The sequence below is a fragment of the Klebsiella sp. M041 genome (genome assembly GCF_059759695.1).
In genome coordinates this window covers 69942-87043 of record NZ_JCAXWU010000001.1, presented here as the reverse complement: position 1 = coordinate 87043, position 17102 = coordinate 69942, and the positions used below count along the sequence as shown (strand labels likewise).

At 58.7% G+C, this 17102-nt stretch carries 16 protein-coding genes; 4 read left to right on the top strand and 12 right to left on the bottom strand.

Annotation, left to right across the window (positions count from 1 at the left end):
• The first annotated feature begins 134 nt into the window (after positions 1 to 134).
• From AC6CWS_RS00410 to AC6CWS_RS00400, 3 genes are read left to right on the top strand one after another with little or no spacing between them, the layout of a single operon-like run.
• On the top strand, positions 135 to 596 hold the full coding sequence (locus tag AC6CWS_RS00410; protein WP_032453709.1) for a DUF6130 family protein: 462 nt from the start codon (positions 135 to 137) through the stop codon (positions 594 to 596).
• Positions 597 to 631: 35 nt separating this feature from the next.
• Entirely contained in the window at positions 632 to 886 is a 255-nt protein-coding gene (locus AC6CWS_RS00405) for a YdgH/BhsA/McbA-like domain containing protein (RefSeq protein WP_044524334.1), read from the top strand.
• A 9-nt stretch (positions 887 to 895) separates the two neighbouring features.
• Positions 896 to 1645 (top strand): alpha/beta fold hydrolase, encoded by a 750-nt coding sequence (locus tag AC6CWS_RS00400; RefSeq protein ID WP_032453711.1) that lies wholly within the window; start codon positions 896 to 898, stop codon positions 1643 to 1645.
• A gap of 61 nt (positions 1646 to 1706) precedes the next feature.
• Here AC6CWS_RS00400 and guaA read toward each other — a convergent pair whose 3' ends face one another.
• Both guaA and guaB read right to left on the bottom strand, forming a co-directional pair.
• Positions 1707 to 3284, bottom strand: coding sequence for a glutamine-hydrolyzing GMP synthase (guaA, locus tag AC6CWS_RS00395; RefSeq protein ID WP_023290629.1), 1578 nt, complete (start codon positions 3282 to 3284; stop codon positions 1707 to 1709).
• A gap of 67 nt (positions 3285 to 3351) precedes the next feature.
• On the bottom strand, positions 3352 to 4818 hold the full coding sequence (gene guaB, locus AC6CWS_RS00390) for an IMP dehydrogenase (RefSeq protein WP_004151980.1): 1467 nt from the start codon (positions 4816 to 4818) through the stop codon (positions 3352 to 3354).
• A gap of 158 nt (positions 4819 to 4976) precedes the next feature.
• Between guaB and xseA the strand changes: the two genes are divergently transcribed.
• Positions 4977 to 6368 carry an exodeoxyribonuclease VII large subunit gene (gene xseA / locus AC6CWS_RS00385; protein WP_080901529.1) on the top strand — a complete coding sequence of 464 codons (1392 nt, stop codon included), beginning with the start codon at positions 4977 to 4979 and terminating at the stop codon, positions 6366 to 6368.
• Here xseA and AC6CWS_RS00380 read toward each other — a convergent pair.
• From AC6CWS_RS00380 to ndk, 10 genes are all read right to left on the bottom strand, one after another.
• Positions 6352 to 6570, bottom strand: coding sequence for a zinc ribbon domain-containing protein (locus tag AC6CWS_RS00380; protein ID WP_004201901.1), 219 nt, complete (start codon positions 6568 to 6570; stop codon positions 6352 to 6354). The genes xseA and AC6CWS_RS00380 overlap by 17 nt on opposite strands.
• Before the next feature lie 49 nt (positions 6571 to 6619).
• Positions 6620 to 7699, bottom strand: a complete 1080-nt coding sequence (locus AC6CWS_RS00375) for a Gfo/Idh/MocA family oxidoreductase (RefSeq protein ID WP_080901528.1) — start codon at positions 7697 to 7699, stop codon at positions 6620 to 6622.
• A 118-nt stretch (positions 7700 to 7817) separates the two neighbouring features.
• A complete protein-coding gene (gene der, locus AC6CWS_RS00370) occupies positions 7818 to 9296 on the bottom strand; it encodes a ribosome biogenesis GTPase Der (protein ID WP_004144309.1) in 1479 nt (492 codons plus the stop codon).
• 113 nt (positions 9297 to 9409) lie between these two features.
• Positions 9410 to 10588, bottom strand: a complete 1179-nt coding sequence (gene bamB, locus AC6CWS_RS00365; RefSeq protein ID WP_023290632.1) for an outer membrane protein assembly factor BamB — start codon at positions 10586 to 10588, stop codon at positions 9410 to 9412.
• A 10-nt stretch (positions 10589 to 10598) separates the two neighbouring features.
• Positions 10599 to 11219: a YfgM family protein gene (locus AC6CWS_RS00360; RefSeq protein ID WP_023290633.1), complete on the bottom strand. Its 621-nt coding sequence runs from the start codon at positions 11217 to 11219 to the stop codon at positions 10599 to 10601.
• Positions 11220 to 11253: 34 nt separating this feature from the next.
• Complete coding sequence (gene hisS / locus AC6CWS_RS00355) at positions 11254 to 12528, bottom strand: histidine--tRNA ligase (RefSeq protein ID WP_012540880.1); 1275 nt, start codon at positions 12526 to 12528, stop codon at positions 11254 to 11256.
• 91 nt (positions 12529 to 12619) lie between these two features.
• Positions 12620 to 13741 (bottom strand): flavodoxin-dependent (E)-4-hydroxy-3-methylbut-2-enyl-diphosphate synthase, encoded by a 1122-nt coding sequence (gene ispG, locus AC6CWS_RS00350; RefSeq protein ID WP_004201890.1) that lies wholly within the window; start codon positions 13739 to 13741, stop codon positions 12620 to 12622.
• 26 nt (positions 13742 to 13767) lie between these two features.
• Complete coding sequence (gene rodZ, locus AC6CWS_RS00345) at positions 13768 to 14775, bottom strand: cytoskeleton protein RodZ (RefSeq protein WP_080901527.1); 1008 nt, start codon at positions 14773 to 14775, stop codon at positions 13768 to 13770.
• A 276-nt stretch (positions 14776 to 15051) separates the two neighbouring features.
• Entirely contained in the window at positions 15052 to 16218 is a 1167-nt protein-coding gene (gene rlmN / locus AC6CWS_RS00340; protein ID WP_002913894.1) for a dual-specificity RNA methyltransferase RlmN, read from the bottom strand.
• 415 nt (positions 16219 to 16633) lie between these two features.
• The gene (gene ndk, locus AC6CWS_RS00335) at positions 16634 to 17065 is read right to left on the bottom strand and encodes a nucleoside-diphosphate kinase (RefSeq protein ID WP_004144312.1); all 432 of its coding nucleotides are present in this window, start codon (positions 17063 to 17065) and stop codon (positions 16634 to 16636) included.
• Between the last annotated feature and the right edge of the window lie 37 nt (positions 17066 to 17102).

Below are 17102 nucleotides of genomic sequence, written 5' to 3'. Positions count from 1 at the left end.
AATGTATCGCACTGTATCCACGCCGCCCTGCTTACGCAGCCATACAAAAAAGCCGCCCACAGCAAACAGACCCGATACATAAAAATGGTTTTATGAGGCTGTCGCCATTGATGACCCGATGAGGAGATACCCCGATGATACGTCCACATTTACTCTTCACGCTGTTCGCGCTGACATCAGGCTGCGCCTGGGCTGCACCGCTTAGCGGACTCAGCGCCGCGGATGTTAACGGCCCCGCCGCCGTTGCACCGCCCGAACAGCCCCAGCCACCGGCAACACTGATTGTGGATCCGCCGCTGGCGGGCCCGCTGAGTAAAGGTGCGGTCTTTATTCAATACCGCGCCGAGAACATGCGTATTGAACCGGTGTTCGGGCCCGAGGCGCTGAAAGTGGCGCCGCGCATCGGCCATATCCACGTCATCGTGGATGACAACCCCTGGCACTGGGCCGACGCCAGCGGCGAGCCGGTTATTCTGGTGGGCCTGCCTGCCGGTCATCACAAGGTGACCCTTATTCTCGCCGATCCAACCCATAAACCTGTTGATCGCAAGACCGTCGAATTCATCGTACCGCCGCATGCTGCGGTTATGCACTGAACGCCACCAGTCACTTATTTTTGAGGATCTTAACCATGAAAGCATTACTGATTGCTGTTCTGACCTTCTCCGCCGCAATGGCGTCTTCCGCTTTCGCTGCCCGGGAAATTAACCAGCCTCAGGGGCTGCAAAAAATTGGCACCGTTTCCGACAGCAGCGGCGCAACGTCGCTGGCGGATCTGGAGGCGAAACTGCAGGCCAAAGCCGTTAAAGCGGGCGCCGGTGCGTTTCGCATTACCTCCGCCGGGGGGAACAACACCCTGTCGGGCACCGCAGATATTTACCGTTGAGGCGTCACCATGAAAAAACAGTCTCTTCATACCTTCGCGGTGGGCCTGCTGCTGGCCGCCGCCAGCGGTACCGCACTGGCGAGTAGCAATAAAACCGTGGTGCTGGTGCACGGCGCTTTTGCCGACGGCAGCAGCTGGAACCAGGTGATCGACAGACTGCAACGCCAGCATACCGAGGTCATTGCCGTTCAGCTGCCGCTCAACTCGCTGAAAGAGGATGTCGCCGCAACCCAGCGCGCCATCGCCCGGGCCCACGGGGATGTGGTGCTGGTAGGCCACTCCTGGGGCGGGACGGTGATCAGCGAGGCGGGTAACGCTGCGCGGGTCAAATCGCTGGTTTACGTGGCGGCGTTTGCCCCGGACTCGGGCCAGTCGACGGCGGATCTGGCGGGGAGCTACCCTGCCCCACCGGGCAGCGCAGGTATTGCTAAAACCGCAGAGGGTTTTCTCTGGTTACCTGAAAAATCGGTACGCCAGGACTTTGCGCCAGATATTAAGGCTGCTGAGCAAAACAGGCTGATCGCCACCCAGGGCCCGATCCGCGCGGAGGCCTTTACCGAAAAGGTCACGCATGCGGCCTGGCATGATAAGCCGAGCTGGTATGTGGTCAGCAAGAATGACCGGATGATCAATCCGGATCTGGAGCGTTCGATGGCGAAGGCGATTGATGCGAAAACCACTGAGGTGGCGGCAAGCCATGTGTCGATGGTGAGCCAACCGGAGGAGATTGCCCGGGTGATTGAGCAAGCGGTGAAATGAGACAGGCAATAAAAAGCCCGCAGGATGCGGGCTTAAATCAAAAACGATTAACGGGCGGGCGTTATTCCCACTCGATCGTCGCCGGTGGCTTACCGCTGATGTCATACACCACGCGGGAAATACCGTTCACTTCATTGATGATGCGGTTGGAGACGCGGCCGAGGAAATCATACGGCAGGTGCGCCCAGTGCGCGGTCATGAAGTCGATGGTTTCCACCGCACGCAGGGAAACCACCCAGTCGTATTTACGGCCATCGCCCATCACGCCGACGGAGCGAACCGGCAGGAACACGGTGAACGCCTGGCTCACTTTGTTGTACAGGTCAGCTTTGTGCAGCTCTTCGATGAAGATAGCGTCGGCGCGACGCAGCAGGTCGCAGTACTCTTTCTTCACTTCGCCCAGCACGCGCACGCCGAGGCCCGGACCCGGGAACGGATGACGGTAGAGCATATCGTACGGCAGACCCAGCTCCAGACCGATCTTACGCACTTCGTCTTTGAACAGCTCGCGCAGCGGCTCAACCAGCCCCATCTTCATCTCTTTCGGCAGGCCGCCCACGTTGTGGTGAGATTTGATGACGTGCGCTTTACCGGTAGTGGAAGCGGCAGATTCGATAACGTCAGGGTAGATGGTGCCCTGCGCCAGCCATTTGACGTCGTCCAGCTTCAGCGCTTCTTCGTCGAACACTTCCACGAAGACGCGGCCGATAATCTTACGTTTCGCTTCCGGATCGTTCTCGCCTTTCAGCGCGTCGAGGAAGCGCTGCTCGCCTTCGACGTGAACAATGTTCAGGCCAAAGTGGTCGCCGAACATGTCCATCACCTGCTGGGCTTCGTTCAGACGCAGGAGACCGTTATCCACGAATACGCAGGTCAGGTTTTTGCCGATGGCGCGGTGCAGCAGCATCGCAGTCACCGAAGAGTCCACGCCGCCGGAGAGGCCGAGGATCACTTTGTCATCGCCAACCTGCTGGCGGATACGCTCAACGGCGTCGTCGATGATTTTCGCCGGGGTCCACAGGGCTTCGCACTGGCAGATGTCGCGCACGAAGCGCTCCAGCATACGCATCCCCTGACGGGTATGGGTCACTTCCGGGTGGAACTGCACGCCGTAGAAGCGTTTTTCTTCGTTGGCCATAATGGCGAACGGGCAGTTGTCGGTGCTGGCGACGGTGACGAAGTCAGACGGGATGGCGGTGACTTTGTCGCCGTGGCTCATCCACACGTCCAGCAACGGTTTGCCGTCCGCGGTCAGAGAGTCTTCGATACCGCGCACCAGCGCGCTGTCGTTAACCACTTCAACCTGCGCGTAGCCAAACTCACGCTCGTTAGAGCCTTCTACATGGCCGCCCAACTGCATCGCCATGGTCTGCATACCGTAGCAGACGCCAAATACCGGCACGCCGGCTTCGAACACATACTGCGGCGCGCGCGGGCTGTTCTCTTCGGTGGTGCTTTCCGGGCCGCCGGAAAGAATGATGCCGCTTGGATTAAATTCGCGGATCTGTGCTTCCGTGACATCCCATGCCCACAGCTCACAGTAGACGCCCAGCTCACGCACGCGACGCGCCACCAGCTGAGTATACTGTGACCCGAAGTCGAGAATGAGAATGCGATGTTTATGAATGTTTTCCGTCATTGACGCTAATTCCGAGGCAAGTGAAACAGAGTAAATAAATCGCCCGACGCAAGGTCGGGCGAAGAAATCAGGAGCCCAGACGGTAGTTCGGGGACTCTTTGGTGATGGTCACGTCGTGAACGTGGCTTTCCTGAATGCCCGCACCGCTGATGCGTACGAATTCAGCTTTGGTACGCAGCAGGTCAATGGTACCACAGCCGGTCAGACCCATACAGGAGCGCAGGCCGCCCATCTGCTGGTGAATGATCTCTTTCAGGCGGCCTTTATAGGCCACGCGGCCTTCGATACCTTCCGGCACCAGTTTGTCAGCGGCGTTATCGCTCTGGAAGTAGCGGTCAGAAGAGCCTTTTGACATCGCGCCGAGGGAGCCCATCCCGCGATAGGATTTGTAAGAGCGCCCCTGGTAGAGTTCGATTTCGCCCGGGGATTCTTCGGTACCGGCCAGCATGGAGCCGACCATTACTGCCGCCGCACCGGCCGCGATCGCTTTAGCGATGTCGCCGGAGAAACGGATACCGCCGTCGGCGATAACCGGAATACCGGTGCCTTCCAGCGCTTCCACCGCGTCGGAAACGGCGGTGATCTGCGGCACACCTACGCCGGTCACGATACGGGTCGTACAGATGGAGCCCGGGCCGATGCCCACTTTCACCGCGCTGCAGCCAGCTTCCGCCAGCGCGCGCGCGCCTGCGCCAGTGGCGACGTTGCCGCCGATGATCTGCAGGTCCGGGTATTTCGCGCGCGTTTCACGAATACGTTGCAGAACGCCTTCGGAGTGGCCGTGAGAGGAGTCGATCAGCAGGACGTCAACGCCCGCAGCCACTAGCGCGTCAACGCGCTCTTCGTTGCCCGCGCCGGCGCCGACCGCAGCGCCTACGCGCAGACGGCCCTGCTCATCTTTACAGGCATTCGGTTTACGTTCCGCTTTCTGGAAGTCTTTTACGGTGATCATCCCGCGCAGGTGGAAGCTCTCATCCACAACCAGCGCCTTCTCAACGCGTTTTTCGTGCATCTTCGCAAAGACCACTTCACGGCTTTCGCCTTCACGAACGGTAACCAGACGCTCTTTCGGGGTCATGTAGACACTGACCGGCTGGTTCAGATCGGTGACGAAACGCACGTCGCGGCCAGTGATGATGCCGACCAGCTCGTTCTCTTCGGTAACCACCGGGTAGCCGGCGAAGCCGTTACGCTCGGTCAGCTCTTTCACTTCACGCAGGGTGGTGGTCGGCAGAACGGTCTGCGGGTCGGTGACCACGCCGGACTCATGTTTCTTCACGCGGCGAACTTCTTCCGCCTGGCGCTCGATGGACATGTTTTTGTGAATAAAGCCGATGCCGCCTTCCTGTGCCAGGGCAATAGCCAGACGCGCTTCCGTTACGGTATCCATGGCTGCGGAGAGCATAGGAATATTCAGACGAATGGTTTTCGTCAGCTGAGTGCTGAGATCGGCTGTATTCGGCAGAACGGTAGAATGAGCGGGAACGAGGAGGACGTCGTCAAACGTCAGGGCTTCTTTAGCGATACGTAGCATGGGCAATATCTCGACCAGGGTGGATAAATATTGCCGTGGCATTATACAGAGCGTAACCGATTGCATCTACCCTTTTTTGCAAATAATACTTGCCATCCCCTCTGAGCGCGTTACTATCGACTGAATAACCTGCTGATTTAAAGTTTGATCTTGCTCACATGTTACCCTCTCAATCCCCCGCAATTTTTACCGTTAGCCGCCTCAATCAGACGGTGCGTCTGCTGCTTGAGCGCGAAATGGGCCAGGTCTGGATCAGCGGCGAGATCTCTAACTTCAGCCAGCCTTCTTCCGGCCACTGGTACTTCACCTTAAAAGACGATAACGCCCAGGTGCGCTGCGCGATGTTCCGCAACAGCAACCGTCGGGTCACGTTTCGCCCGCAGCATGGGCAGCAGGTGCTGGTTCGCGCCAACATCACCCTGTATGAGCCGCGCGGCGACTACCAGATTATCGTCGAAAGCATGCAGCCCGCCGGCGAAGGGTTGCTGCAGCAGAAGTATGAGCAGCTGAAAGCGCAGTTAACCGCGGAAGGGCTGTTCGATCAAAAACATAAGCAGGCGCTCCCCTCCCCCGCCCGCTGCGTCGGGGTCATCACCTCGAAAACCGGCGCCGCGCTGCACGATATTCTTCATGTCCTCAGACGCCGCGACCCCGGGCTGCCGGTGATCGTCTACCCGACCGCGGTCCAGGGTGACGATGCCCCCGGGCAGATTGTGCGCGCCATCGCGCTGGCGAACGCGCGTCAGGAGTGTGACGTGCTGATTGTCGGACGCGGCGGCGGTTCGCTGGAGGATCTGTGGAGTTTTAACGATGAGCGGGTGGCGCGCGCTATCTTCGCCAGCCAGATCCCTATCGTCAGCGCCGTCGGCCATGAAACCGACGTCACTATCGCTGATTTTGTTGCCGACCTGCGAGCGCCGACCCCTTCTGCCGCCGCGGAGATCGTCAGCCGTAATCAGCAGGAGCTGCTGCGCCAGCTGCAGGCCGGGCAGCAGCGGCTGGAGATGGCGATGGACTATTTCCTCGCCAGTCGCCAGCGCCGTTTTACCCAGTTGTTCCATCGTCTGCAGCAGCAGCACCCGCAGCTGCGGCTGGCCCGCCAGCAGACCGCACTGGAACGCCTGCGCCAGCGGATGCGCATCGCCATGGAATCGCAGCTTAAACGCGCCGAGCAGCGGCAAAAGCGCACTGTTCAGCGCCTGAATCACTATAACCCGCAGCCGCGTATCCACCGGACGCAATCGCGCGTCCAGCAGCTGGAATACCGGCTGGCGGAAACGATGCGTAGCCGCCTCAGCGAGCGGCGTGAACGGTTTGGTCACGCGGTGACCCATCTGGAGGCGGTGAGTCCCTTAGCCACCCTGGCGCGCGGCTATAGCGTCACTTCGGTGAGCGACGGCACGGTGTTGAAGCAGACAAAACAGGTCAAAACCGGCGATCTGCTCACCACCCGCCTGAAAGACGGCTGGGTCGAAAGCGAAGTGAGGCAGATTGCGCCGGTGAAAAAAACGCGGGCCAGAAAGCCATCGCCGCCTAAACCAGCGGAATAAACTCCACCCGTTTTTTCGAGATCAGGCCGTGCCCGTGCTGGCAAAAGTAATCCACCGCGCCGCACGCCTTCAGCACCTCCAGCGGCTGGTGGCATTCCGGGCAGCGCGCCTCAAGGGCAAATACCCTTTCGCACTGAGCGCAATGCGCGCTGCTGCCTTTGACATCTAACGGCGCGTGGCACAGAGGGCAATCAAGTTCCATAACCATTCCTTTCAACGTTTATCTGCACCTATTTTATCATGTTCCGGGTTTAATGAGGGCCGCGTAATTGCTGCTGCAACCTGAGCAGCCATTCCACTTCCTCAAGCCGACGCCGCGTCAGCCCGGCCACGCTTTCGGGCGCCCGGGTAAACACATTCTCCGCGCCAAGGATCTGCTCATCGAGACAGTGCGCATAGATCGCTCCGGGTCGGGTCCAGCGCTGGATCCGCTCGCCGTCCTGTAGCGTCGCCACCTCGCCATCAGGGGCGCGATCGAGGGCAAGCAGTCGCCCGTCCCGCAGCCCTATCCGCATTCCCTTTTGCCCGCCCGCGGGACCGGCATATTTGTTAAGCCAGATATTCAGCGGGATATCGCCCAGGCGTCCCTGCAGATGCGCCTCTCCCTCGGCAGTGACCGTATCCCCATGAGCAATATCTCGGCCGAGACGGTCTTTCGCCGCCCGAACGGCGAGGTCCAGCGTCACATCGCCTCCGCAGCCGAGCAGCGTTTCCCGCAGCATCGCCAGGACATGGGTACCGATATCGAGGATCACGCCGTCAGGATGACGCAGCCGCCGGGTATCCAGTTCGCCGGTGGCAAAGTTAAGCGCGACCGGTTCTCCGACAGCGTTAAAGCCGCTTGGCTCCTGCAAATAGCCTTCTATCCAGGCGATATCCTGCGCTGAAAGGTGCGGTGGCGGTAGACCGCTGGCCTCCTCTTCCGCCTGCCACGGCGGAGCAAGAGCGTTCAGGGCTAACCCACGCGCCATCCAGTGGTCGAGGGCCAGCACCCGACCGGCCTCCCCCGCCGGCGCCAGCAGCGCCCGCAGCCGCGCGGCCTGCTCAAGGTTGGCGACAATCGGTTTCTCCACCACGATGCGGGGAATGGCGCTGGCTAACGCCCCCTCCAGCACGGGCAGGTGCTGGAGGGATGACGTGGTGATGAAGAGCGTATCCAGGGGTTTGGCCAGCAGCGCCGACAGCGAACTGCAGCGCTGGATCCCCGGCAGCGCTCTGCTGCTGTCCAGGTCATAGCCCTGGCAGCTGTCAATACGGTATCCCAGGCGACGCAGCGCGGGTAAATAGGCGGTTTCCACCACCGCGCCGAGACCGATAAATCCAATTTGCATGTTTAGTCCACCCCTGAGCCGATCTGTTCCCGGCGAAGTATCGCGGGATTATGGCGGATGGTTTTGACATTTACCGGCATGGCGGCCACAAAAAAACCCGCCGAAGCGGGTTTAATGATTATTTGCTTTTCTTGATGTGCTTGATCAGGCGTTTACGTTTCCGCATCTGGTTCGGCGTCAGGGTGTTGCGCTTGTTGGCGAACGGGTTTTCCCCTTCCTTGAACTGGATACGGATTGGCGTACCCATCACGTCCAGGGATTTACGGAAATAGTTCATCAGATAGCGCTTGTAGGAATCCGGCAGATCCTTCACCTGGTTACCGTGGATCACCACGATAGGCGGGTTGTAGCCCCCGGCGTGGGCATATTTCAGCTTCACGCGACGGCCGCGAACCAGCGGTGGCTGATGATCTTCCGCCGCCATGTTCATGATCCGGGTGAGCATCGCGGTGCTTACGCGGCGGGTTGCGCTATCGTAGGCTTCACGTACCGATTCAAACAGGTTGCCGACGCCGCTGCCGTGCAGGGCGGAGATGAAGTGCACCCGGGCAAAGTCGATAAAGCCCAGACGATAGTCGAGGGTCTCTTTCACCTGCTCCTTCACTTCCTGGCTCAGGCCGTCCCATTTGTTGACGACGATCACCAGGGAGCGGCCGCTGTTGAGGATAAAGCCCAGCAGCGACAGATCCTGATCGGAGATGCCTTCGCGGGCATCAATCACCAGCAGCACGACGTTGGCGTCTTCAATCGCCTGCAGCGTCTTGATGACCGAGAATTTCTCCACCACGTCAGTAATTTTGCCGCGCTTGCGCACCCCGGCGGTATCGATGAGCACGTATTCGCGCTCGTCACGCTGCATCGGGATGTAAATGCTGTCGCGGGTGGTGCCCGGCATATCGTAGACCACCACGCGATCTTCGCCGAGGATGCGGTTGGTGAGCGTCGATTTACCGACGTTAGGACGTCCGACAATCGCCAGCTTGATCGGCAGATCCTGCGGATTGAAATCGTCTTCCGGTTCTTCTTCCGCTTCACCATTCTGCTCAGCTTCGAATTTTGCCCAGTATTCGGCGTCTTCATCCACTTCTTCCTGAGGATTAACCTCATCGACCCATGGCAGCAGGGCCTGCTCAAGCAGGCTGGTCACGCCGCGGCCGTGCGAAGCGGCAATAGGATAGATATCGCCCAGGCCGAGCGACCAGAAGTCCGCCATCGCCTGGTCGACGTCGATGCCGTCGGTTTTGTTAGCCACCAGGAAGGTGGGCTTTTCACGAGAGCGCAGGTGTTTAGCGATCGCGATGTCCGCCGGCATCAGGCCCGCGCGCGCATCGACCATAAACAGCACCACATCGGCCTCTTCGATTGCCAGCAGCGACTGCTCCGCCATCCGGGTTTCCACGCCCTCTTCCGTACCATCAATACCACCGGTATCGATACAGATGAATTCGCGGCCTTCGACTTCGGCCCGACCGTACTTACGGTCACGAGTCAGCCCCGGGAAATCCGCAACCAGCGCATCACGAGTGCGCGTCAGGCGGTTAAAGAGCGTGGATTTTCCAACGTTAGGGCGCCCGACAAGCGCGACCACAGGTATCATGTTAAATGCCTCATACAATCACTAAGCAACATCGTCATAACGACGTTTTTAAAAAAGTCAAAACGGCCCCTGTCTGCCAGGGGCCGTTTCTTAATCACTCACGACAGCGGTAATTAACGCGTAATCGCGTACAGCGTACCGTCTTTCGCCTGGATCAGCAGTCGACCATCGGCCACAACCGGGTCGGTCAGGAAACCGGAGCTGTCCACTTTCTGCTGCGCCACAAAATGGCCATCTTCCGGGTTCACCCAGTGCATATAGCCTTCGCTATCGCCGACCACCAGATTGCCATTATACAACACCGGCGCGGTCAGCAAACGGTGCAGCAGATCGCTTTGTGTCCACAGGGTCACGCCGCCATCGGTAGTCAGCGCCAGCAGGCGGTCATTCTGGTCAACCAGATAGATACGGTTGCCATCGACGATAAAATCATTCACCGAACCCAGCTCGCGTTTCCACATAATCTGGCCGCTGCGCAGATCCAGCGCGGTCAGGTTACCGTTGTAAGCCAGCGCATAGACAACGCCGTTGACGATAATCGGCGTGGTGTCGACGTCGCTCAGACGGTCGATTTCCGTCGGCCCGGTGGCCGTGGAAATACGCTGCTGCCAAATCATCTGCCCCTGCTGCATCAATACCGCGCTGACGCGGCCATTGTCGCCGCCCACGATCGCCGCGCCGTAGGCGGTGGCCGGAGCGGATTCGCCGCGCAGGGAGAGCGCAGGCATATCCAGGTTAACCGTCCACTTCACGGCGCCATCGGTCTCATTCAGCGCCTGAAGCTGGCCGTTACTGGTGTGGACCAGCACCATGCCATCGCTCACCACCGGGCGCGACAGCGCTTCGCCGGCGACGCGGGTTTGCCAGGCAACGGTACCATCGCTGGTATTCAGCGCATACAGCTGCGCTTTCTCACTGCCGATATAAACATGGCCGCCCGAGACGGTCACACCGCCGGAAAGCAGCGCCGGGGTGCGCGAGAACCAGCCATCTTTCTCCGCCAGATTCACCGACCACACCTCTTTGCCGTCGTCAGCGCTCAGCGCTTTGACGGTGCCTTTACGGTCAGCGGCATAGACCACGCCGTCGGCGAAGGCCGGATGAAGGTTAGAGTAAAATTCGCCGATACCATCGCCAACCGAGGTGCTCCAGGACGTGGACGGCGTAAACTGGTTTTCTACCGTCGGCAGCGGTGACATTTTCACCACATCTTCTTCGCTATTAAACAGCGAACACCCGCTCAGCAAGGTAACGGAAAGCAGCCCTGGCAAAAGTAATTTACGCAATTGCATCGAGTCCCTCTCAGATGGACAAATTATTCATTTTCATACGCATCATTTCGCTGAGCGCAGGAGAAGCATCGCTTTTCACGCCAGCTTCCCACGCCGCACGGGCCCCTTGCTTATCGCCTTTGCTCAACAGAATTTCGCCGCGCAAATCAGCCACAATCGCGGTCCAACCTTCGCCTTTAATGCTGTCGAGGGTTTTCAGCGCCGCATCAGCCTGCTTCATCTGCAGCTGAACGCGGGCAAGACGCATACTGATAACCGATTTCAGGTTATCATCAGACGCGGCCGCCAGCCCCTGCTGAAGCTGCTTTTCGGCGTTCGGCAGATCGTTCTGTTCAACAAAATGCTGTGCCAGCTCGAGAGAGGCGAAGGCGCCGTAGGTATTTTTATTGTCAGCCGCGAACTTCTCCGCCCCTGACAGCACGTCTGGCGTATTTGATTTCAGCGCGGAAGTCGCCTTTTCGTAAGCCAGCGACGCGTCTCTTGCGGTATCCTGCTGATGGGAGGTCCAGTAACGCCAGCCAACCAGCGCGCCAATCCCTAAAATCACCCCGACCGCCAGCGCTTTGCCGTTTTCGGCAAAGAAGCGCTTCAGCGCATCGACCTGATCGTTCTCGTTGTTAAAAGTTTCCACGCAGTCCTTCTCCTGACTAATAATTCCCGGGAGATTAACCCAGAAGTGTGCGCAAATGCGCGGCAACGCTCTCCTGCGTTACGGTAGTTTGCTCACCTGAGCGTAAATCCTTCACTACCACGTTTCCGTCAGCGATCTCTGACTCCCCCACCACCAGGGCGATACGTGCGCCCCATTTATCGGCACGGGCGAACTGCTTCTTAAAGTTGCCGCCGCCGTGGTTGGTCATCAGTTTCACGCCGGGCAGCGCATCGCGAACCTGCTCAGCCAGACGCATGGCGGCGGACTGAGTATCGGTCCCGGAGGCTACCAGGTATATATCGACAACAGGATCGGCTTTAAATTCCGGATTCACTGCCTGGACCAGTAAAACAAGACGTTCCAGACCCATGGCGAAGCCCACGCCCGGGGTGGCACGACCGCCAAGCTGCTCAACCAGGCCGTCGTAACGGCCGCCGGCGCAGACGGTGCCTTGAGAACCGAGACTGGTGGTCACCCACTCAAACACGGTGCGGTTATAGTAGTCGAGGCCGCGCACCAGGCGCTGGTTGACGGTATAGCGGATCCCGGCATCGTCAAGCAACGCGCACAGGCCGGCAAAGTGGGCTTTCGACTCTTCGTCGAGATAATCGCCGAGCGCCGGCGCGTCGTTCAGCAGCGCCTGCACGTCCGGGTTTTTGGAGTCCAGCACCCGCAGCGGATTGGTATACATCCGGCGTTTGCTGTCTTCATCAAGCTTATCGGTAAACTGCTCGAGATAAGCCACCAGCGCGTCGCGGTAGTTGGCGCGGGCTTCAAGAGAACCGATGGAGTTCAGCTCAAGGCTGACATGATCGGAGATGCCCAGCTCACGCCACCAGCGCGCGGTCAGCATGATCAGCTCCGCATCGATGTCCGGCCCCTGCAGGCCGAAAACTTCGGCGCCGATCTGATGGAACTGGCGGTAACGGCCTTTCTGCGGACGCTCGTGGCGGAACATCGGCCCGACGTACCACAGGCGCTGTTCTTGATTGTACAGCAGACCATGTTCGATGCCGGCTCGTACGCAGCCCGCCGTCCCTTCCGGACGCAGCGTCAGGCTGTCGCCGTTGCGGTCCTCAAAGGTGTACATCTCTTTTTCAACCACGTCGGTCACTTCGCCGATCGCGCGTTTGAATAACGGGGTCTGCTCTACAATCGGCAAACGGATTTCGCTGTAACCGTAGCTACCGAGCACCTGCTTCAGTGAGCCTTCAATGCGCTGCCAGAGAGCGGTTTCGCCCGGCAGATAATCGTTCATGCCACGGATGGCTTGAATGTTCTTTGCCACGTTTATTCTCTTTATATATACAAAAATGAACCCCGGCGCCTCGCGCCCGCAGGTTCAATCATACACGGGAAGCGTATCGCTTCCCAACACGTTATTTTGCTTCAAGCTGTTGAACGTCAATCCGACGGGCTTCATCGAGCATCGAGGCTTTGGCGCGGATCCGCGCTTCCAGCTGGTCGATCATGTCGTTGTTGTCCAGGCGATCTTTACGCACGCCGTCTTCATACAGGCCGCTTTTCTTGTTGCCGCCGGTCACGCCGAGGGTGGAAACCAGCGCTTCGCCCGGGCCGTTCACCACGCAGCCGATGATCGAAACATCCATCGGAGTGATGATATCTTCCAGACGTTGCTCCAGGGCGTTCACCGTCCCGATAACGTCAAACTCCTGACGCGAACAGGTCGGGCAGGCGATGAAATTAATACCGCGGGAACGAATACGCAGCGATTTGAGGATATCGAAGCCGACCTTGATCTCCTCCACCGGATCCGCCGCCAGCGAGACGCGCAGCGTATCGCCGATCCCTTCGGACAACAGCAGCCCAAGACCGATCGCCGATTTCACCGCGCCGCTGCGCGCGCCGCCCGCTTCGGTGATCCCGAGGTGCAGCGGTTGATCGATCTGTTTCGCCAGCAGGCGATAAGACTCTACCGCCAGGAAGACGTCGGAGGCTTTAACGCTGACTTTAAACTGATCGAAATTGAGGCGATCGAGATGATCGACGTGGCGCATGGCGGATTCGAGCAGCGCCTGCGGCGTCGGCTCGCCATATTTTTCCTGCAGATCTTTTTCCAGCGAGCCGGCGTTAACGCCGATGCGGATCGGGATATTTTTATCGCGCGCGCAATCTACGACCATGCGGATGCGCTCTTCGTTGCCGATGTTGCCCGGGTTGATACGCAGGCAGTCGACGCCGTATTCCGCGACTTTCAGCGCAATACGGTAGTCAAAGTGGATATCGGCGACCAGCGGGACGTTGACCTGCTGTTTGATCAGTTTGAACGCCTCGGCGGCGTCCATCGTCGGAACAGAGACGCGGACAATATCCGCGCCCACGCGCTCTAACGCTTTGATTTGATTTACGGTTGCCGCCACATCAGTGGTGCGCGTATTAGTCATTGACTGAACGGCGATGGGAGCCCCATCGCCAATTGGCACATTACCAACGTAAATACGTTTAGATTTTCTACGTTGAATCGGAGCCTGGTTATGCATGAAAAATCTCCCGCGTTACCCGTCTGTTACTGCGCCGGTGATGATTCGGCATTAAGGGTCAGACGCGCAACCTGGTTAGTTCTGATAAAACGACTTAAATCGACAGGCTTGCCCAGATACTGGATCTCTACCGCAGCCGGGGCGCCAATTTTCAGCTTATACGGCGCCTGACCGCTCAGGTTCAGGTTGCCGCCTTTACGCTGCAGGCCGCTGAACAGTTTTTTGCCGGTGGCATCGCTCACTTCCAGCCAGCAATCGGCGGAAAAGTTCATCACCAGATCCTGCGCCGCCGCCGCCGGGTTCGTCACGTTCGCCTGATCGGTCGGCAATGGCGAGACCGGGGTAGCCGACGCCGTCGGCGCCGCGCCTGCGGTATCGACATTGGCCTGGGAAGGCGCGACAACGGCGTTATTGTCCGCCGGCGTCTGGGCCGGGGCGCTGGTGGTCGGGGCGCTGGTGGTCGGGGCGCTGGCGGTATCGGTTGGCGCGCTGTTCGCAGCGCTATCGGCGGTCGGGACTGCCGGGGCGCTGGTATCCAGCGGCACGCTCTGGCTGCTGGTGTCGCCGCTGTTCAGCTCAGCGGAAGACTGATCGGCCATGGTGGAGATCTCTTCCTGCTGCGCCTTATGGTCTTGCCACCACCAGGCGCCGCTCAGGCCGATAACCACAAACAGCACCAGCCAGGTGAAGCTCATCAGCCAGCCGTCGCGTTTTTTGCGACGTTTACCTAAAGAGAAGCTCTGCATTGGCGCGACTTTCGCCGCGCGGATGGGCGCTTGCTTGGCCATCATCGGCAGCAGCTCGTCTTCCGGGATATGTACGAGGCGAGCATAGGAGCGGATGTACCCGCGCAGGAAGGTGGAAGCGAGGTCGGCAGGCGCCTTATCGTCTTCAATATCACGAACCGTGGACACCTTCAGGCATAAGCGTTCTGCCACCGCTTGCTGGCTAAGTCCGAGTTGTTCGCGGGCGTGACGCAGACGCGCGCCCGTGGTGTTTGCTTCTTGATGATCTTGAGTGGCTTCAGTATTCATTCGCTACAACTACTGGTACGTGAAATTTAAAGTTCAGCGCGGGAAAAAGCCGGCGCCGCGAGACATCTGTGGTACGTCAGCCTCACAGTATAGGACTGTCAGCCGCGCGATCACAGAGACGAATCAAAATTGAATGCTAAGCGGTTGTTGTGCCGCTACATACTGCCTCAAAGTCGACAAAAACGCACCGTAATTATTAACCGAATCAGCGTATTTCGCCTGGCTATTGGTCATAAATATGACCCGTGCCGCCTGCGCTGCACGGGCCATCATTTGTCAGACCGCTTTTACGTCAATCGCTTCGCCCTGCATCCGTTTACGCAGCGTGCGCTTGGTACGGTCGATGACGTCGCCCGCCAGCTGACCGCAGGCGGCATCGATATCGTCGCCGCGCGTTTTACGCACGATGGTCGTAAAGCCGTACTCCATCAGGACTTTGGAGAAACGGTCGATGCGGCTGTTGGAGCTGCGGCCATACGGCGCGCCCGGGAACGGGTTCCATGGGATCAGGTTGATCTTGCACGGCGTATCTTTCAGCAGCGCCGCCAGTTCGTGGGCGTGCTCGGTGCCGTCGTTGACATGATCCAGCATCACGTACTCGATGGTCACCCGGCCCTGGTTGGCGTTGGACTTCGAAATATAGCCGCGCACCGAGTTGAGGAAGGTCTCGATGTTGTACTTTTTGTTGATCGGGACGATTTCGTCACGAATGGTGTCGTTCGGCGCGTGCAGGGAGATGGCCAGCGCGACGTCGATCATATCGCCGAGTTTATCCAGCGCCGGCACCACGCCGGACGTCGACAGGGTGACGCGACGTTTGGAGAGGCCAAAGCCGAAATCGTCGAGCATGATTTCCATTGCCGGAACGACATTGTTGAGGTTCAGCAGCGGCTCGCCCATGCCCATCATCACCACGTTGGTGATCGGACGTACGCCGGTGGTCTTCACCGCGCCGACGATTTTCGCCGCGCGCCAGACCTGGCCGATAATTTCGGAAACCCGCAGGTTGCGGTTAAAGCCCTGCTGGGCGGTGGAGCAGAATTTACACTCCAGCGCGCAGCCTACCTGGGAGGAGACGCACAGGGTGGCGCGGTCTTCTTCCGGGATATAGACGGTCTCGACGCGCTGATCGCCAACGGCAATCGCCCATTTAATGGTCCCGTCGGTTGAGCGTTGCTCTTCAACCACTTCCGGGGCGCGGATCTCCGCCACTTCTTTCAGTTTACTGCGCAGGACTTTGTTGATGTCAGTCATCTCATCAAAGTCGTCGCAGCAGTAGTGATACATCCATTTCATCACCTGATCGGCGCGGAAAGGCTTCTCGCCCATGTTTTTGAAAAACTCGCGCATCTGCTGACGGTTTAAATCCAGCAGGTTGATTTTGGCATCTTTGTTCGGCACCGTCAGAGCGGCGGTATCAGGCGTGACAATTTGTTCAGACATAATGTTTTCCGGCCTCGTTATTACACGTTATGGCCCCAGGTGGGTTGAAAAAGAAACGCCCCGGAGAGCGACAGCTCGTCCAGGGGCGCTATATTCTACAAATTCTGGCGCATGGAAGCCATGCCTGCACGTAGTCAATGATAAAAAAATCGTAACCGTGTGCTTAATCCTCTATGGCTTTTCGATTGTCGCAAGGTGGCAAGCAAGTGAATCCCCGGAAGCATAGATAACTATGTGACCGGGGTGAACGCGCGTGGCCAACGCCGCGACGGTCGAAAAGACGAGGTTCGTATCTCCAAAGTATTTCAGGTCACAGCGAGGCGGCGAGTTCGCTAATCCCCGGGAGCATAGATAACTATGTGACCGGGGTGCGCGAAGGAAGCCAACAATGCTGTGGCGTGAAAGACGCAGGAGATTAGCGAGTGCGCGGGCAAACCTCGCCTTCAGCAAAGAAGAACGCGATTTCGCGTGCAGCGGATTCTACAGAGTCGGAACCGTGGGTGCCGTTCTCGGTGAAGCTGTCAGCGTAGTCAGCGCGCAGGGTACCCGCCAGGGCGTTTGCCGGGTTGGTGGCGCCCAGCAGGTCACGGTGACGCTGAACGGCGTTTTCGCCTTCCAGGACGGAAACCACGATCGGGCCGGAGGTCATGAACTCAACCAGACCGTCGAAGAACGGGCGACCTTCGTGCTCAGCATAGAAACCACGAGCCTGCTCTACGGTCAGGTGCAGCATTTTGGTGCCGACGATTTTGAACCCTGCAGCTTCAAAGCGGGAAAAGATGCTGCCAATAACGTTTTTTGCCACCGCGTTTGGTTTGATGATGGAAAAAGTACGTTCAATAGCCATGATTACCTCTAATTAAATGTTCTGTTGTTGCGCATAC